The following is a 24,117-nucleotide window of genomic DNA, read 5'->3' on the forward strand; positions in this document are numbered from 1 at the left end:
CCAATATTTGCCCCGAAAAGGCCGCCAACGGTGCATTTGGGGTTGTTCCGCGAGCTTTGCGCGCACGGACCACAAGGGATGCCCATGGGCCAGCCGCCAGCGATGCCCGGAAAATCTTAAGGACGTAACCATGGAAAACATCGCACTCGCCGAACCGGGCGCGCATCTGTCGATTTGGGCGCTGTTCATGCAGGCCGGCTGGGTGGTCAAGCTGGTCATGATCGGCCTGCTCTGCGCCTCGATCTGGACCTGGGCGATCATCGTCGACAAGCTCGTGGCCTATGCCCGCATGCGGCTGGCGCTCAACCGCTTCGAGCAGGTGTTCTGGTCGGGACAGTCGCTGGAGGAGCTCTACCGCACGCTTGCCGACCGCAAGACCACCGGCATGGGCGCTATCTTCGTCGCCGCCATGCGCGAATGGAAGAAGAGCTTCGAGAAGGGTGCCAAATCGCCGCTCGGCCTGCAGACCCGCATCGACAAGGCGATGGACCTGGCGCTGACCCGCGAGATGGAGCGGCTGGAAGGCCGCCTCGGCTTCCTCGCCACCACCGGCTCGGCCGCGCCCTTCATCGGCCTGTTCGGCACGGTCATCGGCATCATGACTTCGTTCCAGGCGATCGCCGCCTCGAAGAACACCAGCCTGTCGGTGGTGGCGCCCGGCATTGCCGAAGCGCTGCTGGCCACGGCCATCGGCCTGCTCGCGGCCATCCCGGCCGTCATCGCCTACAACAAGCTGTCATCGGACGCGAACAAGATCGCCGTGCGCATGGAGGGCTTCGCCGACGAGTTCTCCGCCATACTCTCGCGCCAAATCGATGAAAAAGTAGCGCCCAAGGCCTGAGGAGTAACGAGATGGGTATGTCCGTAGGCATGGCGGGACGCGGCGGGCGCGGCCACAGGCGGCGCGGCCGCCATCACGCGCTGATATCGGAAATCAACGTCACCCCGATGGTCGACGTGATGCTGGTGCTTTTGATCATCTTCATGGTCGCGGCGCCGATGCTGACGGTCGGCGTGCCGGTCGACCTGCCGGAGACGAAGGCCAAGGCGATGAACGCCGACACCCAGCCGATCATGGTTACGATCGACGCCACGGGCAAGATTTTCCTGCAGGAGACCGAAATCCCGCAGGAAGAGCTGGTCGCCAAGCTGCAGGCGATTTCCAAGACCGGCTATGAAGAGCGCATCTTCATCCGCGGCGACAAGACTACCAACTATGGCGCCGCGATGGAGGTGATGGGCCTCATCCAGGCCGCTGGCTACAAGAACATCGGCCTGATTTCACTGCAGCAACAGGATCAGTAACGCCAAGATGAGGACGGGCCTCACAACATCGGTGATCTTGCATACGGTAGCGTTAGCCTTCGGGCTGTTCACGCTGTCGTCGCCGCCTGCCATGCCCGCGTCCGACGCTGAATCGATTTCGGTCGAAATCGTGCCGATGGAGGCCACGGCGCAGACGCTGCAGGGCGACAAGAAAGCGGTGATGCGCGAGAAGCCGGCGCCGACGCCGACCAAGCGACCGGATATCGTTCCCGATGCCCAGAAGGTCGGCGAAAACAGCGTCGATACCGACAAGCCGGTGACGCCGGAAGCCAAGCCGAAGCCGGTCGATCTGGCCTCGGCGCCGCCGCCCGCGCCGACGCCGGTCGAAAAGCCGAAACCCGAGGACATTCCGAAGCCGAAGGAACAGCCGAAGCCGGTTCCGGCGACGGAGGTGGCGCCGGTGCCGCAGCCGAAGGAAGAGGTCAAGCCCGAGCCGGTCAAGCAGGCGGATCCCAAGCCGACACCGGCCAAGGAGCCGACACCGGCCCCTCCGGAGGACAAGACCGCCGCGATCGAGCCGAAGCCTGAGGTCAAGCCCGATGCGGTGGCCGAAGCCATTGCCCAGGAGCCGCCGACCGAGACGACGCAGCTGCCAGACTCCGCGCCCGCGCCCGAAGCGCGCCCGAAGCCGCAGCCGGCCCAGGCCGAAAGCGCCAAGGCGCCAGCCCGCAAGGACGCCGACAAGCCCGTCAAGGAAGCCTCGTCGAGACCGAAATCGGACGACAAGCAGTTCAATGCCGACGAGATTTCCGCCTTGCTCGACAAGCAGAAGCCGTCCGGCGGCGGCGCGAAACGTTCGACCCAGCAGGCCTCGCTCGGCGGCGAAAAGGACCAGGGCCAGAAGCTTTCCAGGTCGGAGCAGGGGGCATTGGAGTCTCAGCTCGGCGGTTGCTGGACCCTTCCGGTCGGGCTCGAGGGTTCGGAGAGTTTCGTCGTCGTGATCCGGTTCAATCTGGACGCCTCCGGCAAGCTGACCGGCCGGCCGGCCGTCGAAAAATCGAGCGGCAACCGACCGTTCGACGAAAGTGCCGTGCGCGCGGTTCAGAAATGCGATGTGGCCGGCCTGCAAGTTCCGGCCGGCAAGCAAGACATCTGGTCCGACATCCGGGTCACGTTCGATCCAAGGGAGATGCTTGGCCTCTAGGCCAGGGCGTCCACGCAATCAAGGAAGAGAAGCGAGAAGATATGAAATCCATTCTCAAGCCGCTCCTGACGATCGCAGCGATGGCGCTGGGTATGACCGCTGCCGCCACCTTGCCCGCGTATGCGCTGGTCGAGCTCAACGTCAACAAAGGCAATGTCGAGCCGCTGCCGATCGCTATCACCGATTTCCAGGGCGGCGATGCGCTGGGCGCGGAGATTTCCGGCATCGTCAGCGCCGATCTGAAACGCTCCGGCCTGTTCGCGCCGATCGACAAGAGCGCCTTCATCGAGAAGATCTCCAGTCCGGATGCGACACCACGCTTCGACGACTGGAAGGTCATCAACGCGCAGGCGCTGGTCACCGGCAGCGTCACCAAGGAGGCCGACGGGCGCATCCGCGCCCAATACCGGCTTTGGGACACTTTCGCCGGCCAGCAGATGTCCGGCGAACAGTTCTTTGCCAACGATGCCAATCAGCGGCGCGTCGCCCATATCATCGCCGACGCCATCTATGAGCGGCTGACCGGCGAGAAGGGTTATTTCGACACGCGCGTCGTCTTCATCGACGAATCCGGCGCCAAGAACGCGCGCAAGAAGCGCCTCGCCATCATGGATCAGGACGGCGCCAACGTCCGCTATCTCTCCAACGGCAAGTCGATCGTGCTGACGCCGCGCTTCTCGCCGAACCGTCAGGAAATCACCTACATGTCGTATGAAAGCGGCCAGCCGAAGGTCTATCTGCTGCAGATCGAGACCGGGCAGCGTGAGCTGGTCGGCAATTTCCCCGGCATGACCTTCGCACCGCGTTTTTCGCCCGACGGCCAGAAGGTGATCATGAGCCTGCTGCGCGACGACGGCAATTCCAACATCTTCGCCATGGATCTGCGAAGCCGCTCGACGACGAGGCTGACCAATTCGACCGCCATCGACACCTCGCCATCCTATTCGCCGGACGGCAGCAAGGTGGTGTTCACGTCCGATCGCGGCGGCCGCGCCCAGATCTATTCGATGGGCGCCGACGGTTCGGGCCAGACCCGCATCTCCTTCGGCGACGGCGTCTATTCGACGCCGGTGTGGTCGCCGCGCGGCGACCTCATCGCCTTCACCAAGCAGACCGGCGGCGAATTCCAGATCGGCGTCATGAAAACCGACGGTTCGGGCGAGCGCATCCTGTCCTCCGGCTTCCAGCAGGAGGGGCCGACCTGGGCGCCCAATGGCCGCGTGCTGATGTTCTTCCGGGATTCGGCCGGTGGGCCGAAGCTGATTTCGGTCGATCTGACCGGCCGCAACGAGCAGTCGATCCCGACCGCGAACTTCGCGTCGGACCCGGCATGGTCGCCGCTGCTGGAATAGAGGAAGTGAAGAACTGACGAATTGAGGAAATGAGGAATTGAAGAACTGAAGAATGGAGAAGGCGACAGGCTACATTAAGCGCGCGAAGGATTTAGAGGTCTACCGGCGCGCCTATGCGGTTTCTCTTGAGGTTCACAGAGCCACGCTCGCTTTCCCCAAGCTGGAGCAATTCGCGCTGGCCGATCAGTTGCGTCGTTCCAGCAAGGCAATTTGTGCCAATTTGGCCGAAGGCTTTGCGAAACAGAGCCATTCCAAACCCGAATTCGCACGCTTCATTTCTATGGCCATGGGATCATGCAGTGAGGTGGAGACATGGATCTCGTACGCGTTCGACCTTGGGTACATTACTCAGAGACAGCTCGACGAGTGGCTGCAATCCTATGCCCAGATTTATGGAATGCTGGTGAACCTCAGAGAGAAGCTGAGGTGATCTCTTTCCTCAATTCCTCAATTCCTCAATTCCTCAACTCTTCAATTCCCTCTTTCTTCATGTTTTGGCCGCATTTCCGCCTACGGTCCGCGCCCATTGTGCCCCTGTTATTCGATAGGGCCAGACGGCTGCGGACGGTGGCCGAAACCAAATCTTAACCGTGTTTCTTGAACGCCGGTTAACCCAAACGTGGTTACTGGGTGATCAACGAAATCACTCGAAATGCGAAGGAGAGGCGGCATGGGCCGTATCGCAAGACTTACCACAAACCCCGTGATGATCGCGCTTGTCGCGATGCTGGCCATCACCGGTTGCGCCTCGAAGAAGGCCCCGAACAGCGCCGCCGACCTCGGCCTCAACGGCGCCGGCGCGGCGACGCCCGGTTCGGCCCAGGACTTCACCGTCAACATCGGCGACCGCATCTTCTTCGACACCGACTCGTCCTCGATCCGCGCCGACGCGCAGACGACGCTTTCGCGCCAGGCGCAGTGGCTGAACCAGTACAAGCAGTATGCCATCGTCGTCGAAGGCCATGCCGACGAGCGCGGCACGCGCGAATACAATCTGGCGCTCGGCGCCCGCCGCGCCGCGGCCACCCGCGATTTCCTCGTCGGCCGGGGCGTTTCGGCCAGCCGCCTGAAGACCATCTCCTACGGCAAGGAGCGTCCGGTCGCGGTCTGCGACGACATCTCCTGCTGGTCGCAGAATCGCCGCGCCGTCACCACGCTCGGCGGCGCGGGCTCTTAGGTTCAGAAGTGCTACAGCGTCCTTTGCGCGTCCAGGGACGCGCGGCGCTGTGGTCGGCAGAAATGCCACACCTCGATGCGAAAGGCGGCCATCTCGGCCGCCTTTTTCATATGTGACCTCCTGAAACAAAATTTGGCCGAAGTCTCGCGTCCTGCTAAGAGCCGAGAGCGCCTGGTCCCACTCCGACCGGAAGGGCGCAAAAGGCTAACGAATCTTCACGACGAGAGGCACATGTATTTCAGATCGATCTTGAGCGGCACGCTGGCGCTGCTGCTCGTATCAAGCTCCGCCGCATTTGCTAGCGGTACCGGGGCGAGTGGCACCGGGCAGGCAGCAGAGAGCGGGTTCTCCTTCCGCCTGCCAACGCTCGGCATTTTCGGTGAAAAGAAGAAGCAGCAGCAGCAGCTCGCGCAACAGGACGGGGCCGGCGTCACCGGCCTGGAAGACCAGCTCCGGCAGATGAACGGCAAGATCGAGGAGCTCAATTTCCAGATCCTGCAGATGCAGGAACAGATCCGCAAGCAGCAGGAAGACAACGAATTCCGCTTCCAGCAGCTGGAAGGCGGTTCGCAGGGCGCGCAGCAGCCAGCCGAGCAGAAGAAGTCGGAGGCTGCCCCTCAGGACAACAACACCGACAGCAGCGTCGCCGAGGCGCCGGCGACGCAGGCACCGGCCGACGCGGGCACGCCACCCGCCGATGGCCAGAGCGCCGGAGAGGTCATCGTCGAATCGCCCACGGGCGATCCCGGCAAGGTGGTGACCGGCGCACCGCCGAAGACGTTCGGCACGATCACCGTCGACAAGAACGGCAATGTGGTCAACGCCGACGGCACCACGCAGGCGGAGACTACGGCACCGGCCACCGGCGCCCAGGCCGCTGGCGCAAATACCGGCAAGTCCGACGGCACAGTGGTTGCGGCGCTGCCTTCGACCAACGACCCGGAGGAGCTCTACCGCAACTCCTACCAGTTCATCCTGTCCGGCGACTACAGCACCGCCGAACAGGGATTTCGCGATCATATCGCCCGTTTCCCCAAGGACGCCAAGGCCGCGGACGCGCATTACTGGCTGGGTGAATCGCTGCTCGGCCAGCAGAAATACCGCGACGCGGCCGAGACCTTCCTTGCCGCCAGCAAGGACTATCCGAAGGCCAAGAAGGCGCCAGACATGCTGCTGAAGCTCGGCGTGTCGCTGGTCGGATTGAACCAGCGCGACGTGGCCTGCGCCACCTTCGGCGAGATCGGCAAGCGTTATCCCGACATTTCAGGCGCGCTCAAGGAACGCGTCAAGCAGGAAAGGGCGCTGGCGGCGTGCTAGTTTTTCTCTTGCATGTCGTCGCCCCAAAACCGGGCCCACTTTTGGGCGACATGCATTGATGCTCGAAACCGAGCCTGACCTTTCGGAACGCCTTTTTTCTGAGATCGATTTTACCAACGGCGCTGTTGCAGCCGTGTCCGGCGGCAGCGATTCGACCGCCCTTCTTCTTCTCCTCAAAGACCATCTCGACCGTACCGCGCCCGCAACGAAACTGCTGGCGGTGACCATTGATCACGCCTTGCGGCCGGATGCGGCAGCCGAAGCTCAAGCGGTAGCCAGGCTCTGCGCCGAACGCGGCATTGCCCATCGCATCCTGGTCTGGTCAGGGCCGAAGCCGTCGACCGGCTTGCCCGCTGCCGCGCGCGAAGCACGCTACCGGCTGCTGGCCGAGGCCGCCAAGGGGGAAGGCATCGACCTGATCCTGACCGGCCACACCGCCGACGACCAGGCCGAGACCGTGCTGATGCGGCAAGCACGTGACGAGGGGCCGCGAGAGGAAGGACGCGGCCTTGCCGGCATGGCGCCCTCAACCCTCTATGATTGGCAAACCTGGATCATACGGCCGCTGCTCGGCACACGGCGGGCAGCGCTGCGTGAAATCCTGCGGCGCGCAAAGATCGGATGGGTCGAAGATCCGACCAATGAAGACGACACTTTCGAGCGGCCGCGTATCCGCGCAGCGCTCGCGGCCGGGGACGGCGGGCAGCGAATGGACGGCGCGCTGGCACTGGCCAGCCGTGCCGCGGCCGAGCGCGAACAGCTTGGCCGTCGGGCGGCCGCACTGATCCGCCGTTACGCCTCCCAGCCGGCCGCCGGCCTCATCCGCCTCGATCCAGACTTAGTGGCATCCGGCGACGACCAGGCTGCCGTCCATGCGTTGCGCGTTCTGCTGGCGACCGTCGGCGGCGTTGCCTTCCTACCCGACCAAGCCCGCAGCGAAGTTTTGTTCGACCGGCTGAGGGGTGAGCCGTTTCGCGCCACATTGTCGCGGACAGCAGTCGATGCGCGGCGCACCGGCGTCTTCCTGCGCCGCGAAAACCGCAACCTGCCGCCCGCGGCTCCAGCGGAGCAAAATGTCTTTTGGGACGGCCGCCGGCGGATCACATTGAGCGACAAATCAGATGCATTGTTGATCGCATCGCTGTCGATTGCGCCGCTTGGGGCGGCCTCTGCGGCAAAGCGCGCAACTGCCGCGGACGGCACGCCATCAAGCCTTGTCCGCGCCGCGCTGGGCCCCGAACCGGCACTGTGGCGTGGCGGCGAATGCCTTGGTTTGCCGGGGAACAGCCAGGTTTCGGCAACGATCGCCGTCCAGCCGGCCGTTGCGCCCTTTGCCCGCTTCCTGCCGTCCTTCGATCTGGAGCCGGCCGGGGCTGTCGCGGCGCTGATCGGCGCGCCGCCCGTTCCGGTCCTTCCTTTCGGCGGCCGCAATGCCGGCCCATGATGGTCGAAAGCTTAACCGAGACGCGCTGTTCCGCTTGGCAAGGAGCGGCGCTCTCCCTATGTTAGGCCCAAGTTTCCTCTCATGACGCGTGTCCGCCAGCGGACACCAACGGGACAATTGATGAATCCGAATTATCGCAATCTCGCGCTCTGGGCGATCATAGCGGTCCTGCTCATCGCTCTCTTTAATCTGTTCCAGACGCCGCAGACGCGCGGCGCATCGAGCGATGTCCCCTATTCGCAGTTCCTGCAGGACGTCGCGGCAGGCCGGGTCAAGACGGTGACGATCGCGGGTGCCCGCATCTCCGGTACCTATACGGACAGCTCCACCGGCTTCCAGACCTATTCGCCGGGCGATCCGTCGCTGGTCTCGAGGCTGCAGGACAAGAACGTCACCATCAATGCGCGCCCCGAATCCGACGGCTCCAATTCGCTGTTCGGCTATCTCATCTCCTGGCTGCCGATGATCCTGATCCTTGGCGTCTGGATATTCTTCATGCGCCAGATGCAGTCCGGCTCCGGCCGCGCCATGGGCTTCGGCAAGTCGAAAGCCAAGCTTTTGACCGAGGCGCATGGCCGCGTCACGTTCCAGGACGTCGCCGGCGTCGACGAAGCCAAGGAAGACCTCGAAGAGATCGTCGAGTTCCTGCGCGATCCGCAGAAATTCCAGCGGCTCGGCGGCAAGATTCCGCGTGGCGTGCTTTTGGTCGGCCCTCCCGGAACCGGCAAGACGCTGCTTGCCCGCTCGGTCGCCGGTGAGGCCAATGTGCCGTTCTTCACCATTTCCGGCTCGGACTTCGTCGAGATGTTCGTCGGTGTCGGCGCCAGCCGCGTCCGCGACATGTTCGACCAGGCCAAGAAGAACGCGCCCTGCATCATCTTCATCGACGAAATCGACGCGGTCGGCCGCCATCGCGGCGCCGGTCTCGGCGGCGGCAACGATGAGCGCGAGCAGACGCTGAACCAGTTGCTGGTCGAGATGGACGGCTTCGAATCCAACGAAAGCATCATCCTGATCGCCGCCACGAACCGGCCCGACGTGCTTGATCCGGCGCTGCTCAGGCCCGGCCGTTTCGACCGCCAGGTGGTGGTGCCGAACCCCGATATCGTCGGTCGCGAGAAGATCCTGAAGGTGCATGTGCGCAACGTGCCGCTGGCGCCCAATGTCGACCTCAAGGTGGTCGCGCGCGGCACGCCCGGCTTTTCCGGCGCCGACCTGATGAACCTCGTCAACGAATCCGCCCTGATGGCGGCGCGGCGCAACAAGCGTCTCGTCACCATGGCCGAATTCGAGGACGCCAAGGACAAGATCATGATGGGCGCCGAGCGCCGCTCGTCGGCCATGACCCAGGCCGAGAAGGCGCTCACCGCCTATCACGAGGCCGGCCACGCCATCATGGCGCTCAACGTGCCGTCGGCCGATCCGCTGCACAAGGCGACCATCATCCCGCGCGGCCGGGCGCTTGGCATGGTCATGCAGTTGCCGGAAGGCGACCGCTATTCGATGAGCTACAAATACATGATTTCGCGCCTCGCCATCATGATGGGCGGTCGCGTCGCGGAGGAGTTCAAGTTCGGCAAGGAGAACATCACTTCGGGCGCCTCCTCCGACATCGAGCAGGCGACCAAGTTGGCGCGCGCCATGGTCACGCGCTGGGGCTTTTCCGACAAGCTCGGCCACGTCGCCTATGGCGACAACCAGGAGGAAGTCTTCCTCGGCCACTCGGTGGCGCGCACGCAAAACGTGTCGGAAGAGACCGCTCAGATCATCGACGCCGAAGTGCGCCGGCTGATCGACGAGGCCTATTCGACGGCAAAGTCCATCCTGACCAAGAAGAAGAAGGAATGGATCGTGCTGGCTGAAGGGCTGCTCGAATACGAGACGCTGTCAGGCGAAGAGATCAAGCAGCTGATCGCCGGCCACAAGCCGGCGCGCGACCTTGGCGACGACACGCCGAACAGCCGTGGCTCGGCCGTGCCGAAGTCCGGCGGCCGCCGCAAGAAGGGTCCGGAGCCCGAAGGCGGCATGGAGCCTCAGCCGTCGAGCTGAGCTTCGCGAGAGAGACTGATTGAAGAAACGCCGCGGCTTGGACCGCGGCGTTTTTGTTTGGAAGGCTGCCGACAGTCGGTCGCGGCGCGAAAACTCCGTCGCTTCTCCCTTGCCAGGGTAACTCCTCCACATGGGGAGGCGCTGAAGGTTTGCGAAAGCCGTGATGAGGAGGATCAATCTCCCCCCTTGCGCCCCTTGCGGGGGAGATTGGCAGCGTCGTCGCTGGCGCGCGCAGGACGGTCCGCCGCCGGCGGCAACAAAATAAAAAAGCCCGCGAGCCTTGCGGCGCGCGGGCTTGTCTTCGGATGTTGTTGCGAAATCAGCTCTTCAGCGCGGCATTGCACAGGCTGTAGAAGCCGCCGCCCTTCTGAATCCACTTGAGGCCGCCCAGCGCGTTGGCGTCCTTGTTGGCGTAGTACTGGTCGAGGCAGGTGTGCAACCGCGCCTTGCCCGGGGTTTCGCTGCTATACTTGTTGGAGATCGCCTTCGGGAACTTGACGCCCTTCGGCGCGGTGACAGTCGGTGTTTCCGGATCGTTGTTGTAGCTTGCCTCATCGGCTGCCGGCACGGTGTCGTCGTCGGATGCACCGGCACCGCACTGGCTCTTGCGGAAGTCGTTCCATTTCATGCCGTTCAGCGTGTTGCCGGTCTTGGCTGCCTGATACTTGGAGCTGCAGTCCGCCATGCTGAGGCCTTTGCCCGCCTCAGTGGTCGTCGCTGCCTCGGTTGTCGCCTTGGCAGGTGCTGCCGCGGCACTGGCGCCGGCGGCGCATTCGGTCTTGCGATACTGGTTCCAGGTCAGGCCGTTCAGCGTACCAGCTGCCTTGTCAGCCTGATATTTGGTGCTGCATTCTTTCGCCGTCAGGCTTGGGGCCGTGTCGTCGGTGGTCGCCGCCGCCGTGGTCGTCTTGGCAGGCTGGGTATCGACCGCAGCCGTAGCACCGGCGGCGCATTCGGTCTTGCGATACTGGTTCCAGGTCAAGCCATTCAGCGTACCAGCCGCCTTGTCAGCCTGATATTTGGTGCTGCATTCCTTTGCCGTCAGGCCGGGTGCCGCGTCGTCCGAGGCAGCGGCCTTGGTGGTATCGGTGGCCTTTGCCGTTTTCTTGGCCGGCTTGGTATCAGTGGTTGTGGCGCTGGCGTCGGTGCCGCATTCGGCCTTGCGGAACTGGTTCCAGTTCTGCCCATTCAGTGTTCCCGCATCCTTGGCCGCGTTATACTTGGTGCTGCACTCGGCCATGGTCAGCGCGTTGGCCGGCGCTGCCAGGAACAAGGTCGCGACGGCAAGTCCCGTCATAGTGGCAAGTCGATGGATGAGCATGGCGTTTCTCCGTTGCTGCCGCCCATATTATGTCCCTGGCAAATCAATAGCGCTCAACGGGCGGTTGCGCCAGATGCTAAGTAATGCAGGGAACGTAAAGAAAACGCGTTCTTTGCGACAAGGTGATGAAATCGTTGCCGATCGTCGGTTCCACGCAAGCCGCGCCGGTCGTTCCGCGTTCAGGGTTCGCTTTGGCCGACGTATCGTTGCACGAGTTCTTTCCAATCGGGATGATGGGTCACCGTCAGCACGGCACGGTTGATGTCCTCCATCAGCGGGCTGCCGCTTGGAATGGCGATCGCGTAGTCGCGGACCGCCAGGGTTTGCGGCAGGATAAGCAAGTCCTTCCACTGGTATTCCTGGATCATGTGGCCAAGGATGGCGCGCTCCACCACCAGCGCCTCCACCTCGCCGCGTTTGAGCGCCTTGCTGGCCTGGATCAGGAAAGGGTAAGTCTGTGCCTTCAGGCCCTGCGCCTTGGTCCACAACTCGCCCGCCGTACCCGCCGCCGTCCCCACACGCGCCCGCGGCAAGTCTTCGGGGCCGTCAATGCTGCTCTTCAGCCGGCCAACTACCAAAGACGAGGCGAGCGTCGCCGAAAAGGTGGCGATGCAGAAAATGCTGGTGAACATCCAGACAAGAGCGATCGCGCGGCCGCGCCAGGTGATCGGCGTCTTGTCGCCATAGCCGGTCGTCGTCATCGTCACGGCGGCCCACCAGATGCCGTCGCCAATGCCCTGCATCATGCGGGGATCGAAATGGCCCGGATTGCGGCGCCGTTCGATCAGCCACAACGTCGTGCCGACAAGGAGCAGGAGACCCGCGAGGCCGCTGATTGGGACAAGCAACTGCCAGGTAAACAGCCTGCCCAAGGTCGCCAGGATACCCGGGTTGGGTTCGCTGCGCACCGCGATGCCAACGCCCGCGGCGAAGTAGGCATGCGAGAAATCGAATTGCTGCTCACCGTCCGTCGTGACCGGTATGGCGGCGACCGCCAGGTCGATCTGGCGGACCTGCAAGGCTTGAACCATCGCATCGGGATCATAGTCGAACTCGCGGAATTCATAGGCAAGGTTCAGCTGCGAGGCCACTCTTTGCCAGAGTTCGATGCTCAGGCCGCTCCATACGCCGTCATCGCCGCGCGATGCAAAGGGTGGCACTCGCATCGTGCCAACGACGAGTTTGCGTGCGCGGAAATCCTCGACCTGCGGCTCGGCGCGCGCCGGCATGAAGAATGCCGAGGCGAGCATGCCGACCGCCAAACATACGAGACGGCGCGCGTTCATGGATCGCCCGCCGCGATCTCGACATAGCCGGCGCGCTTCACCAAGGCCTGTCCGGCTGGGCCGGTGCAGTAGGCGATGAAGGAGGCGGCAAGTCCCGACGGCGTTCCCGGATTGACCAACAGCAAGGCGCGGGTCAGCGGGTAGCCGCCTGACCGCACGGCATCGGCCGTCGGCAAGACCAAGGAAGATTGGGTGCGGATCGCCAGGACACGCACGCGGTCCGAGGCACCGCGAAGCGCTCCGAGGCCGGTGTATCCGATCGCATTCGGCTGCGCCGCGACCTCGGCGACGATGGCCTCGTTTGTCGGCAACTCCTTTGCCACCACACCCTCCCGTTGTCCCTTCAATACCCGCTCGGCGAATACCTCCTCGGTTCCAGACCCCTTGGCGCGGGCAAGTGGAAGGATCTCGCCGGAACCGCCGCTGAGTTCCCGCCACTGCGATAAATGTCCGGACCAGATGGCGCGGAGCTGATCGACATCGACTTCGCGCAGCGGGTTGGTTTGGTGCACGACGACAGCGACGCCATCCAACGCCAGCTCGAACTGCGTCAGATCGATATTTTTCGCTTTTGCGAAGCCAATCTCCTTCGGCGACAGAGGCCGTGAGATCATGCCGATATCGATCATGCCGTGGAGCAGCGCCGCCATGCCGTCGCCGGAGCCGCCGCCGCGTACGATGATGTCGGCCTCAGGGTTGTCCGCCATGAATGCCTCGGCGCAGACCGTGACGACCGGCCGCATCGTTTCGGAACCCATTATCTGCAGTGAACCGCTAGAAACCGGCCCAGAAACCGGCCCAGAAACCGGCATTGGCCGGTTGTCGTATAAATACCAGGCGACCAACGCCACGATGATGGCTGTCGCAACGGACAAGGCCGCGGCCCAGGCGACACTCGGTCTCGTGCTGATTGGCGGTTCCAGTCTTTGCCCCCCGATCAGAGAAGTATTGCTCACGTATCTGGAAGCTGCACCAGGACGGATGTCAGTTTGGTGACATAGAGCCAATCTGGCTGTTGTTTATTCCAGGCCACCCCTGTCGGGACCGTCAGTCGCAGGCCGTTCAGCGAGAAATTCGCTGGAGCGACGGAACGGAAAACGACTATTGCGGATCTGGCTGGAGCAATCGATCTCGAACTCGCCGGACGTGTGGATGGAGCAGAGGGATTGAAGCCCATTGCGAGCTTGCTTTTCGACCTGATAAGGAATGACTACGCCTGTTGAGATTCAGGCGATGGGCGGCTGAATCTCATTGCAGCGTGATACAAAACACACAAAACAATGATTTTCTAAGGATTGGTAACGCACAATCATTCAATGTGATGATAGGGGCTTAGGCCAATTGTGGCATGAGTTTTCGCGAAGAACCATCGAGGAAGGTGGCTAGCATGGCAGGAAGTTATTTCGGCACGGACGGCATTCGCGGGCGCGCAAACAGGTTTCCAATGACGGCGGAGGTCGCCATGAGGGTCGGCATGGCCGCCGGCCTTTCGTTCCAGCGCGGCAGCCACCGCCACCGCGTCGTGCTCGGCAAGGATACCAGGCTTTCCGGCTACATGATCGAGAATGCGATGGTGGCTGGCCTGTGCGCCGCCGGCATGGACGTGTTCCTGCTCGGCCCGATCCCGACGCCCGCGGTCGCCATGCTGGTGCGCTCGCTGCGCGCCGATATCGGCGTGATGATCTCGGCCTCGCACAATCCCTACTACGACAACGGCATCAAGCTGTTCGGCCCAGACGGCTACAAGCTCTCCGACGAGATCGAGGAGCGCATCGAGGGGATGCTCGACAAGGACATCGAACTGGCGCTCGCCGATTCGGATGGGCTCGGCCGCGCCAAGCGAGTCGACGGCGTGCATGACCGCTATATCGAGTTCGCCAAGCGCACGTTGCCGCGCTCGATGTCGCTTTCGGGACTGCGCATCGTCGTCGATTGCGCCAACGGCGCCGCCTACAAGGTGGCGCCCGAGGCGCTGTGGGAGCTCGGCGCCGATGTCGTCGCCCTCAATGTCGACCCCAACGGCTTCAACATCAACAAGGAATGCGGATCGACCCATCCGGCGAGCCTGCAGAAGAAGGTGCACGAAGTGCGCGCCGATATCGGCATCGCGCTCGACGGCGATGCCGACCGCGTCGTCATCGTCGACGAAAATGGCGCCATCGTCGATGGCGACCAGATCATGGCGCTGATCGCCGAGTCCTGGCAGCAGAGCGGACGGCTGGCCGGCGGCGGCGTCGTCTCGACGGTGATGTCCAATCTCGGCCTCGAACGCTTCCTCGGCGACATGAACCTGGAATTGCACCGCACCAAGGTCGGCGACCGTTACGTCGTCGAGCACATGCGCGCGCATGGTTTGAATGTCGGCGGCGAACAGTCGGGCCACATCGTGCTGTCCGATTTTTCCACGACCGGCGACGGCCTCGTCTCGGCGCTGCAGGTGCTCGCCTGCATCAAGCGGCAGAACCGGCCGGTCAGCGAATTGTCGAAGAAGTTCGAACCGGTGCCGCAGCTTCTGAAGAACGTCCATATTTCCGGCGGCAAGCCGCTCGAGGAGGCCCCGGTCAAGGCGGCGATCGAAGATGCACGCCACCGCCTCGGCAAGGCCGGGCGCCTGGTCATCCGGCCGTCTGGCACGGAGCCGCTCATCCGCGTCATGGCGGAAGGCGACGACCAGCAACTGGTCGAAGCGGTCGTCAACGATATCGTCGAGGTCATTTCGGAAGCGCGCAGCGCCGCCTGATCCTACTCACCAGAGCGTTACAAAAGCCCGCCTCCCGGCGGGCTTTTTCGTCGGATCTGCGCGTCCACCTGCCTGCAGCAGCGGCCGCCAGAAACGGCTGCCCAATTCCCTAGAATTCAAAAGATTCGTGGTTAACCGACAGGGTTAAACGCCTTTTAACCTTTGCGATTCATTATCCACGCTGAAATCAACCATAGCCGGACGCGTTCGCCGTTCCGAGGGTTCTTAGGGGTGACAAGTATGTTCAATACAGCAAGAATGGCCCTCTTTGCCGCGCTGTTCGCGGGCGTAGCCGGACCGGTGTTTGCCGCCGACTTCGTGGAACCGCCCGTGGTCGAGCAGGCGCCGCCGGCGCCCGTCTATGAACAGCCGGCCGAATATGGCGGCTGGTATATTCGCGGCGACATCGACTATCACTGGTCGAAGTTTCGCGGCGCCGACTACACCACCTACAGCGCGGATGCGCCGCAGAATCCCGGCAGCTTCGACAGCGGCAAGCTGAAGAGTGCCTTTTCGGCCGGCGCCGGCGTCGGTTACCAGATCAACCAGTATTTTCGCACCGATCTCACCGCGGACTGGATGAGCAAATCCAAATTCCGCGGCTCGACCAGCGGGTTTTGCGGCGAATTGCAGACCCCTTGCACATCAGTCGATACTTCGTCCTATTCGGCGATGCTGCTGCTGGCCAATGCCTATGTCGATATCGGCACCTGGCGCGGTGTGACGCCCTATGTCGGCGCCGGCATCGGCGGGGCCTGGGTAAAGTGGGATACGCTGCAAAACAGCGACGATGACGGCAATTTCGAGCATCGCGGCGGCAAGGGTTGGCGCTTTGCCTATGCCGCCATGGCAGGCGCATCCTATTGCCTGACCGACCGCGTCAAGCTCGATGTCGGCTACCGGTTCAGCCACATCAATGGCGGCAAGATGTTCGACTATGCTTCAGACAGCAATGTCGGCCCAGGTTATGACAACGGCATCAATGTGCACGAAGTGCGCGGCGGCCTGCGCTACCAGTTTGGCAAGTCGGATTGTGCTCCAGCCCCGGAGCCCTACGAACCGGAACCCGAGCCGGTCTACACCAAGTAAGCACCCGTCGAAAGCCAAGCATTTGCGAAGCGCCCGGCCAAAGCCGGGCGCTTTCGTTTGGGCTATTCCAGGTGAGAACCGATCTAAGCTTGCTCTAAAGAAGAGCCGCTCAGATCAATTCGCTAACCACCTGTTATCCTTAACCGCCACTTAACCACTATGGTTAACAATGCCTCCTGAGACGGCGCCTGCGATCGCGAATGGCGCCAAGTTCAGGAGTCGGGGACCATGACATTCAAAACGCGCATAGCGCTGGCGCTTGCCGCAATCATGCTTACGCCGCTGTCGCAGGCGCTCAGCGCCGACTACGATCCGCCGATCTATGTCGACCAGGCGCCGGACTATGTGCCGGTCGAGGTCGGCTCTGGATGGTATCTGCGCGGCGATGTCGGCTATGCGTTCAGCCATCCGTTCGAAAATGAGTCGACTGTGACCGGGCCAATGGAGAGTTTTACATCGGAGGCCAGCCTGTTCACGGGCAGCATCGGCATGGGCTATCACTTCAATGATTATCTGCGGCTCGAGCTGAACGGCGGGATCCTGCCCACCAACGAGTTCGCGGACCGTGATAAGCTGGCCGCCACTTGCGATGGTTCGACATATGCCAAGAACGCCTCCGGAGATATCATAACCGTCCCCACCTCGCAGGAGTGCGACCTTTTCGATAACGCCACCAACAAGGGCTACAGCGTCATGGCCAATGGCTATGTCGATCTCGGCACCTATGTCGGGATCACGCCCTATATCGGCGGAGGCCTCGGTGTCGCCTACAACAAGTACTACAAGAGCATCGGCGCGCGCGATTGCAAGGAAGTGGAGGCCAACCCCTCCGGCACCGGAGGCTTCATTTGCGATGACCCGGCGGGCTACGAGGGCGAGACCGACACGGGAGCCCAGTTCAACCTTGCCTATTCGATCGGCGCCGGCCTTTCCTATCGGGTGACCAAGAACGTATCGCTCGACCTCGGCTACGAATATTTCGCGGTGCCCGGGGCAAAATTCGTCGCCTATGACGATGGCGCGTTCAACATCAAGAAGGGCATAGACTACCAGACGGTCAAGCTCGGCTTGCGCTACGATTTGTGGTAGGACAGGCGAAGGCCGAAAAATCCGTATGGCGGGCTTCGGCCCGCCGTTCCGTTTTCGGTTGCTGCGCTGTAATGTCCTGCCCGCGACAAAAACTTTCCTCTTGACGCCGGAAGCCTGAACGCATATCGCCGTCCGTGGGCCACCCCTCCCCAACGAGGGGCCACTATCTGGAAGGATAGACCACGATGACGACGCATACGAAGCCCGGACTCCGTCCGGCAAATCCTCATTTTTCCTCAGGTCCCTGCGCAAAACGCCCCGGCTGGTCGGTCGAGGCGCTGACCAAGGCGGCGCTCGGACGCTCCCATCGCGCCAAGATCGGCAAGGCCAAGCTCGAACAGGCGATCGAGCTGACGCGCGAGATACTTCAGGTTCCGACTGATTACCGCATCGGCATCGTGCCGGCGTCGGATACCGGCGCGGTCGAGATGGCGCTGTGGTCGCTGCTCGGCGAGCGCGGCGTCGACATGGTCGCCTGGGAAAGCTTCGGTTCCGGCTGGGTCACCGACGTGGTCAAGCAGCTGAAGCTCGCCGACATGCGCAAGATCGAGGCCGGCTACGGCGCGCTGCCGGACCTTACAAAGATCGATTTCGACCGCGACGTGGTCTTCACCTGGAACGGCACGACCTCAGGCGTGCGCGTTGCCAATGGCGATTTCATTCCGGCCACTCGCAAAGGTCTGACCATCTGCGATGCGACCTCTGCGGCGTTTGCACAAAGGCTCGATTTCAGCAAGCTGGATGTCGTCACCTTCTCCTGGCAGAAGGTGCTGGGCGGCGAGGGCGCACACGGCATGCTGATCCTCAGCCCACGCGCCGTCGAGCGGCTGGAGAGCTACAAGCCGGCCTGGCCGCTGCCGAAGATCTTCCGCCTCACCTCGGGCGGCAAGCTGATCGAAGGCATCTTCAAGGGCGAGACCATCAACACGCCGTCGATGCTGTGCGTCGAGGACTATCTCGATGCGCTTCTCTGGGCGAAGTCGATCGGCGGGCTCGACGCCTTGATTGCCCGCGCAGACGCCAATGCCGCCGTTCTCGACGGCTTCGTCGGCAAATCCTCGTGGCTCGGCCATCTCGCCATCGATCCGGCGACGCGGTCGAACACGTCCGTGTGTCTTTCCTTCACCGACCCGGATGTCGCGGCACTCGACGCCGACGGGCAGGCGGCCTTCGCCAAGGGGCTGGTCTCCGCGCTCGACAAGGAAGGCATCGCCTACGACATCGGCGCCTATCGCGACGCGCCGCCCGGCCTGCGCATCTGGTGCGGGGCGACGGTCGAGACCTCCGACATTGAAGCGCTGCTGCCTTGGCTCGACTGGGCCTTCGCCCAGCAGAAGGCGTCGCTCAAGGCGGCCGCCTGATCCCTACCCCTTGAGGGGAGGGTGGCCCGAAGGGCCGGGTGGGGTTCCCTCCACCCAGCTCAACGAGCCACCATCCAGAAAGATTCGGCCGCGTCCGGCCGCACCGACCCCACCCCGGCGCTTCGCGCCGACCCTCCCCTCAAGGGGGAGGGACGCCAATCGCAAAGGACCAAGCTCATGCCCCGCGTTCTCGTCTCAGACAAACTCTCCACCACTGCCGTGCAGATCTTCAAAGACCGCGGCATCGAGGTCGACTATTTGCCGGACCTCGGCAAGGACAAGGAAAAGCTGCTCGAAGTGATCGGCCAGTATGACGGCCTCGCCATTCGTTCGGCGACGAAGGTCACCGAGAAGCTGATCAACGCCGCCACCAAGCTGAAGGTGGTCGGCCGCGCCGGCATCGGCGTCGACAATGTCGACATCCCGGCGGCGAGCCGCAGGGGCATCATCGTGATGAACACGCCCTTCGGCAATTCGATCACCACGGCGGAACATGCCGTCGCCATGATCTTCGCGCTGGCCCGCCAGATACCGGAAGCCAATGCCTCGACCCATGCCGGCAAATGGGAAAAGAACCGCTTCATGGGCATCGAGATCACCAGCAAAACGCTGGGCGTCATCGGCTGCGGCAATATCGGCTCGATCGTCGCCACGCGCGGTGTCGGGCTGAAGATGCACGTCGTCGCCTTCGACCCGTTCCTGTCGGATAGCCGCGCCGAAGAGCTCGGCGTTGAGAAGGTCGAACTGGACGAGTTGTTCGCTCGCGCCGATTTCATCACCTTGCATACGCCGCTGACCGACAAGACGCGCAACATCATCGACGCAGCGGCGATCGCCAAGATGAAGACCGGGGTGCGCATCATCAACTGCGCCCGTGGCGGGCTGATCGTCGAGGCCGATCTGATCGCGGGCTTGAAGAGCGGCAAGGTGGCAGGCGCCGGTATCGACGTGTTCGAGGTCGAACCAGCGGAAAACAACGAACTGTTCGGCATGGAGAATGTGGTGGCGACGCCGCATCTCGGCGCATCGACGGCCGAGGCGCAGGAGAATGTCGCCCTGCAGGTCGCCGAGCAGATGGCCGACTATCTGATCAAGGGTGCCGTTTCCAACGCCATCAACATGCCCTCGATCACCGCCGAGGAAGCGCCGCGGCTCAAACCTTTCGTCAAGCTTGCCGAAGTGCTCGGCGCCTTTGTCGGCCAAGTCACCGAAGACCCGATCAAGGAGGTCGAGATCCTGTTCGATGGCTCGACCGCGACGATGAACACACGCGCGTTGATCAGTGCCGCCCTTGCCGGGCTGATCCGACCGCAGGTCTCCGACGTCAACATGGTGTCGGCGCCGATCATGGTGAAGGAGCGCGGCATCATCGTCGCCGAGGTCAAGCGCGACAAGTCGGGCGTGTTCGACGGCTACATCAAGCTGACGGTCAAGACCGAGCACCGGACGCGTTCGATCGCCGGCACCTGCTTTTCGGACGGCAAGCCGCGCTTCATCCAGATCAAGGGCATCAATCTCGACGCCGAGGTCGGCCAGCACATGCTCTACACGACCAATGCCGATGCGCCCGGCATTATCGGCCTGCTCGGCACGGTCTGCGGCGAGAACGGCGTCAACATCGCCAACTTCCAGCTCGGCCGCAACCGGCCGGGCGGCGATGCCATCGCGTTGCTCTATCTCGACGCGCCGTTCCCGGAAAACGTGCTGGAGCAGGTGCGCTCGCACAAGTCGATCGACTCGGCCAAGAGACTGCATTTCGACGTGGGCATCGCGTGAGACGAAGTCAGAAGTTTCCGGTCGATCGCGATTGGGAACAGCGCATTTACCCGATCCTCAACCGGTGCCGAGCACAGGCCAAAGCGCGTCGCGTGTGATGGGGTTCACGCGACGCGCTTTGAGTCTTTGTTTTTATGCATGTCGTTGCCCCAAAACCGCTGCACACTTTTGGGCGACATGCATTATATCGCCATCTTCCTTCCATTGTATTCGGCCAGGCTGATGCCGCCCAGCACCAGTAAGAGCGCCAGGGCCTGATAAAGGTGGAACGTCTCGCCGACGATCAGCACCGAAAGCAGCGTCCCGAAGATCGGCACCAGGTTGATGAACAGGCCGGCCCGGTTGGCGCCGATCAATTCGTTGCCCCTGATGTAGAAGATCTGCGAAACGATCGAGGCGCCGATGGCGGTGTAGATCGTAACCGCCCAGCCGCGCGCATCGGGCACGATTACCTTGCCGGCGGCGATTTCCCACAGGAAGAAAGGCAGCGACGTGACGAGGGCCGCAATCGACAGCGCCAGCATCAGGCTCTGCCAGCGCATGGCCGGCTTCAATCGTAACCCTACCGAATAGCCGCTGTAGAGAATCACGGCGACCAGCATGATCGCATCGCCGAAGTTGAGCTCCAGCGTCAGCAGTCGCCGCGGATCGCCGTGGCAGGCGGTGAGGATCACGCCGGCGATGGTCAGCACCACGCCAACAATCTGGGCCCAATTCACGCGCAAGCGAAAAAATATGAAATTGGCGACGATGATCAGGATCGGCATCGCCGCCTGTTCGATCGAGACGTTGATGGCGGTCGTGTAGTTGAGCGCCGTATAAAAGATCGCGTTGAAGAAGGTGAAGCCGCTGGCGCCCAGTGCCGCCAGTACCAGCCAGTGCCTGCGCACCACCGGCCAGTCCTCGCGCAGCGTCCGCCAGCCGATCGGCAGCATGATCAGAACCGCCAGAACCCAGCGCAGGAAGACCAGCGTCATCGGCGAAATATGATCGACCGCCAGTTTGCCGGCCACGGAGTTGCCGCCCCACAGCAAGGTGGTGATCAGCAGGAACAGATAGGCGGTTCGATGCATCGATAAGTTCCGGCCGGCGGGGGCTTCAAGGACCTGGGTCGGCCTATTGCCACGGTCTGCCCAAGTAAATGATGGCAAAGCTGAAAATTGTTGTGCCTCAGGGCGTTTTCAGCGGCAAAGAATGGTCGCGTCAGCCTGCTCTAGACGCTATAGAGCGACATGCGTCCAATTGGGCGCACAAAGTACGCGTCTCAAGGCTTTGAACCTTCGCATCGTGATTTCGGGAAATCGATTCCGATTTTCCGGCCGATGCGATAGAGGCCTGTCGTTTCGAACCATTTCAAGCCGCGTCTAGCGGCGTCTCAAGGGAAATGAAACATGGCCAATGTGGTGGTCGTCGGCTCGCAGTGGGGCGACGAAGGCAAAGGCAAGATCGTCGACTGGCTGTCGGAACGCGCCGATGTCGTCGTGCGCTTCCAGGGCGGCCACAATGCCGGCCATACGCTGGTCGTCGACGGCAAGGTCTACAAGTTGTCGCTGCTGCCGTCCGGCGTGGTGCGGCAAGGCAAATTGTCCATTATCGGCAATGGCGTCGTCTTCGATCCGCACGCCTTCGTCGCGGAAGTGGCGAAGTTGAAGGCGCAAGGCGTCGAAGTGACGCCGGAGCGCCTGAAAATAGCCGAAAACACCGCGCTTATCCTGTCCTTGCACCGGGAACTGGACGGATTCCGCGAGGATGCGGCTTCCAATTCCGGAACGAAGATTGGCACGACCCGTCGCGGCATCGGCCCCGCCTATGAGGACAAGGTGGGCCGGCGCGCGGTCAGGGTGATGGATTTGGCGGATTTGGAAACGCTGCCCCTGAAGGTCGACAGGCTGCTGACGCACCACAATGCGCTGCGCCGCGGGCTCGGCCATGCCGAGGTCACGCATGACGCGATCATGCAGGAGCTGAGTTCGGTGGCCGACGAGATCCTGCCCTACATGGACCGCGTCTGGAAGATCCTCGACGACAAGCGGCGCGCCGGCGAGCGCATCCTGTTCGAGGGCGCGCAAGGCACGCTGCTCGACATCGACCACGGCACCTATCCGTTCGTCACCTCGTCCAACACCGTCGCCGGCCAAGCCGCAGCCGGTTCCGGCGTCGGCCCGGGCGCCATCGGCTATGTGCTCGGCATCACCAAGGCCTATACGACGCGTGTCGGCGAAGGCCCGTTTCCGACCGAACAGAAGAACGAGATCGGCGAGTTCCTGGGCACGCGTGGCCACGAATTCGGCGTCGTCACCGGCCGCAAGCGCCGCTGCGGCTGGTTCGATGCCGTGCTGGTTCGCCAGGCCGTCGCGGTCAACGGCATCAAGGGCATCGCCCTGACCAAGCTCGACGTGCTCGACGGGCTGGACGAGATCAAGGTCTGCACCGGCTACCGGCTCGACGGCGAGACGATCGACTATCTGCCTGCCAGCCAGGGTGCGCAGGCGCGCGTCGAACCGGTCTACGAGACGCTCGAGGGCTGGAAAGGCACCACCGCCGGCGCCAGAAGCTGGAACGATCTGCCGGCCCAGGCCGTCAAATATGTTCGTTACATCGAGGAGCTGATCGGCGCGCCGGTCGCGCTCCTCTCCACCAGCCCGGAACGGGACGACACAATACTTGTGACCGATCCGTTTCAAGATTAGTTTCTCAGCCTTTCCGGGCATCGCGGCTGATTTGCGGGGGCCGGCCCAGGAACAAAATGCAGGTCGACTGAAGCATGGTAGATTTTGTTAGTCCTCTAAAAAAGACGCTCGCCGGCATCGTTGACCCGACGCCGGAGGTACGCGCGAGAGTTTATGACAAGGCTCGCTCAACCATCGCGGACAAACTTGCCGAGCGTGTACCGCCGCTGGCGCCTGCGGCCATCGCCCAGCATAAGCGGACCCTGGAAGACGCTATCGAAAGCATCGAGCGCGATTATGCCAAGCCTGCGCCGGCGTCCGATCCGCTGGCGGAACTGGAAGACATCTTCTCCTCCATCGACCGCAACAAGAACCAATCCAGCCATGTCCGGCAGCCGGCGAAGAGCGAACCGGCGTGGCAGCCCGCGCCTGCCGCCAAGACGGCGCCGAACTGGCAAAAACCGCCGCCCGCGCCTGTTCCCCCAAACCGCTCCGATCCGGTGTCCACCGACATGGATTTTCAAGCGGCGGGTGGCAAAAGCAATGTCTCCAGGGACGATGTCTTCAGGAGCGACGCCTTTTCCAACGAGGAAGAGCCGGCCACGGACACCTTCCAGCGCTTGCGCCCTGCAGAGCGCAAGCGCGGCTATGGCGGTCTGATCGCCGCTGTCGTCGGATTGCTGGTCGTTGCTGGCGGCGGCTATGGCATCTGGCTGAACAAGGATGCGTTCAGCGACATGCTGGGCCTCAGCGACACCAAGGTCGCAACCACCGAACCGCTGGTGAAGCCGGCTCCGGCCAAGCCGGCAACCGATGCAGCGGCAACACCGCCGGCCACACCGGCCGCCACCGACGCCGCCGAAAGCGCCAAGTTCACCCAGCGCCTGACGCCCGAGGGCGGCGAGGTCGATCCTGGCCCCGCGGCAGGACACAGCGGCATCGGCGAGGGCGAATCCGTCGCGGCCCTGACCACGCCG

At 62.9% G+C, this 24,117-nt stretch carries 20 protein-coding genes and 1 pseudogene; 17 read left to right on the top strand and 4 right to left on the bottom strand.

The annotated features are described in order from the left end of the window. The first annotated feature begins 130 nt into the window (after nt 1-130). From tolQ to ftsH, 9 genes are all read left to right on the top strand, one after another. Complete coding sequence (gene tolQ, locus MESS4_RS05995) at nt 131-841, top strand: protein TolQ (RefSeq protein WP_006327716.1); 711 nt, start codon at nt 131-133, stop codon at nt 839-841. Nucleotides 842-852: 11 nt separating this feature from the next. Next, a complete protein-coding gene (gene tolR / locus MESS4_RS06000; RefSeq protein WP_036240775.1) occupies nt 853-1,305 on the top strand; it encodes a protein TolR in 453 nt (150 codons plus the stop codon). Nucleotides 1,306-1,312: 7 nt separating this feature from the next. Next, complete coding sequence (locus tag MESS4_RS06005; RefSeq protein ID WP_006327720.1) at nt 1,313-2,470, top strand: cell envelope integrity protein TolA; 1,158 nt, start codon at nt 1,313-1,315, stop codon at nt 2,468-2,470. Nucleotides 2,471-2,511: 41 nt separating this feature from the next. Then, complete coding sequence (gene tolB / locus MESS4_RS06010; RefSeq protein WP_006327721.1) at nt 2,512-3,822, top strand: Tol-Pal system beta propeller repeat protein TolB; 1,311 nt, start codon at nt 2,512-2,514, stop codon at nt 3,820-3,822. A 52-nt stretch (nt 3,823-3,874) separates the two neighbouring features. Then, nucleotides 3,875-4,252, top strand: a complete 378-nt coding sequence (locus MESS4_RS06015; RefSeq protein ID WP_006327722.1) for a four helix bundle protein — start codon at nt 3,875-3,877, stop codon at nt 4,250-4,252. A 240-nt stretch (nt 4,253-4,492) separates the two neighbouring features. Further along, a complete protein-coding gene (gene pal / locus MESS4_RS06020) occupies nt 4,493-4,999 on the top strand; it encodes a peptidoglycan-associated lipoprotein Pal (protein ID WP_006327723.1) in 507 nt (168 codons plus the stop codon). A gap of 231 nt (nt 5,000-5,230) precedes the next feature. Then, on the top strand, nt 5,231-6,316 hold the full coding sequence (gene ybgF, locus MESS4_RS06025; RefSeq protein ID WP_006327724.1) for a tol-pal system protein YbgF: 1,086 nt from the start codon (nt 5,231-5,233) through the stop codon (nt 6,314-6,316). Nucleotides 6,317-6,374: 58 nt separating this feature from the next. Continuing rightward, nucleotides 6,375-7,760 carry a tRNA lysidine(34) synthetase TilS gene (gene tilS, locus MESS4_RS06030; RefSeq protein WP_006327729.1) on the top strand — a complete coding sequence of 462 codons (1,386 nt, stop codon included), beginning with the start codon at nt 6,375-6,377 and terminating at the stop codon, nt 7,758-7,760. A gap of 120 nt (nt 7,761-7,880) precedes the next feature. Then, nucleotides 7,881-9,809: an ATP-dependent zinc metalloprotease FtsH gene (gene ftsH, locus MESS4_RS06035; protein ID WP_006327730.1), complete on the top strand. Its 1,929-nt coding sequence runs from the start codon at nt 7,881-7,883 to the stop codon at nt 9,807-9,809. A gap of 319 nt (nt 9,810-10,128) precedes the next feature. Here the strand turns inward: ftsH and MESS4_RS06040 are convergent, their stop codons facing one another. The 3 genes from MESS4_RS06040 to MESS4_RS06050 all read right to left on the bottom strand — a co-directional run bounded on the left by MESS4_RS06040 (nt 10,129) and on the right by MESS4_RS06050 (nt 13,228). Beyond that, nucleotides 10,129-11,130, bottom strand: a complete 1,002-nt coding sequence (locus tag MESS4_RS06040) for a hypothetical protein (RefSeq protein ID WP_006327731.1) — start codon at nt 11,128-11,130, stop codon at nt 10,129-10,131. A 179-nt stretch (nt 11,131-11,309) separates the two neighbouring features. Then, nucleotides 11,310-12,416, bottom strand: coding sequence for a transporter substrate-binding domain-containing protein (locus tag MESS4_RS06045; protein WP_006327732.1), 1,107 nt, complete (start codon nt 12,414-12,416; stop codon nt 11,310-11,312). Then, nucleotides 12,413-13,228, bottom strand: coding sequence for a phosphate ABC transporter substrate-binding protein (locus MESS4_RS06050; protein ID WP_081609648.1), 816 nt, complete (start codon nt 13,226-13,228; stop codon nt 12,413-12,415). Before MESS4_RS06050 ends, MESS4_RS06045 begins: the two co-directional genes overlap by 4 nt. Between MESS4_RS06050 and MESS4_RS33910 the strand changes: the two genes are divergently transcribed. The 6 genes from MESS4_RS33910 (at nt 13,122) to serA (ending at nt 20,471) form a co-directional block, all read left to right on the top strand. Then, nucleotides 13,122-13,412 carry a hypothetical protein gene (locus MESS4_RS33910; RefSeq protein WP_198292730.1) on the top strand — a complete coding sequence of 97 codons (291 nt, stop codon included), beginning with the start codon at nt 13,122-13,124 and terminating at the stop codon, nt 13,410-13,412. The two genes, MESS4_RS06050 and MESS4_RS33910, sit on opposite strands and share 107 nt — an antisense overlap. A 391-nt stretch (nt 13,413-13,803) precedes the next feature. Beyond that, nucleotides 13,804-15,156 (top strand): phosphoglucosamine mutase, encoded by a 1,353-nt coding sequence (glmM, locus tag MESS4_RS06055; RefSeq protein ID WP_006327743.1) that lies wholly within the window; start codon nt 13,804-13,806, stop codon nt 15,154-15,156. 240 nt (nt 15,157-15,396) lie between these two features. Continuing rightward, nucleotides 15,397-16,245 carry an outer membrane protein gene (locus MESS4_RS06060; protein WP_006327744.1) on the top strand — a complete coding sequence of 283 codons (849 nt, stop codon included), beginning with the start codon at nt 15,397-15,399 and terminating at the stop codon, nt 16,243-16,245. A 228-nt stretch (nt 16,246-16,473) separates the two neighbouring features. Continuing rightward, nucleotides 16,474-17,334, top strand: coding sequence for an outer membrane beta-barrel protein (locus tag MESS4_RS06065; RefSeq protein WP_006327745.1), 861 nt, complete (start codon nt 16,474-16,476; stop codon nt 17,332-17,334). Nucleotides 17,335-17,519: 185 nt separating this feature from the next. After that, nucleotides 17,520-18,695: a phosphoserine transaminase gene (locus MESS4_RS06070; RefSeq protein WP_006327746.1), complete on the top strand. Its 1,176-nt coding sequence runs from the start codon at nt 17,520-17,522 to the stop codon at nt 18,693-18,695. A 177-nt stretch (nt 18,696-18,872) separates the two neighbouring features. Continuing rightward, entirely contained in the window at nt 18,873-20,471 is a 1,599-nt protein-coding gene (gene serA, locus MESS4_RS06075) for a phosphoglycerate dehydrogenase (RefSeq protein ID WP_006327747.1), read from the top strand. 182 nt (nt 20,472-20,653) lie between these two features. Here the strand turns inward: serA and MESS4_RS06080 are convergent, their stop codons facing one another. Continuing rightward, nucleotides 20,654-21,544, bottom strand: a complete 891-nt coding sequence (locus tag MESS4_RS06080) for a DMT family transporter (protein ID WP_006327749.1) — start codon at nt 21,542-21,544, stop codon at nt 20,654-20,656. A 318-nt stretch (nt 21,545-21,862) separates the two neighbouring features. On the opposite strand from MESS4_RS06080, the gene MESS4_RS06085 reads away from it, so the two are divergent. After that, nucleotides 21,863-23,161: an adenylosuccinate synthase gene (locus tag MESS4_RS06085; RefSeq protein ID WP_006327751.1), complete on the top strand. Its 1,299-nt coding sequence runs from the start codon at nt 21,863-21,865 to the stop codon at nt 23,159-23,161. A 74-nt stretch (nt 23,162-23,235) separates the two neighbouring features. Beyond that, nucleotides 23,236-24,117 (top strand): annotated as a pseudogene (locus tag MESS4_RS06090) (hypothetical protein); the annotation flags it as partial.

This window comes from Mesorhizobium sp. STM 4661 (assembly GCF_000359125.1).
Taxonomy (GTDB): domain Bacteria; phylum Pseudomonadota; class Alphaproteobacteria; order Rhizobiales; family Rhizobiaceae; genus Mesorhizobium.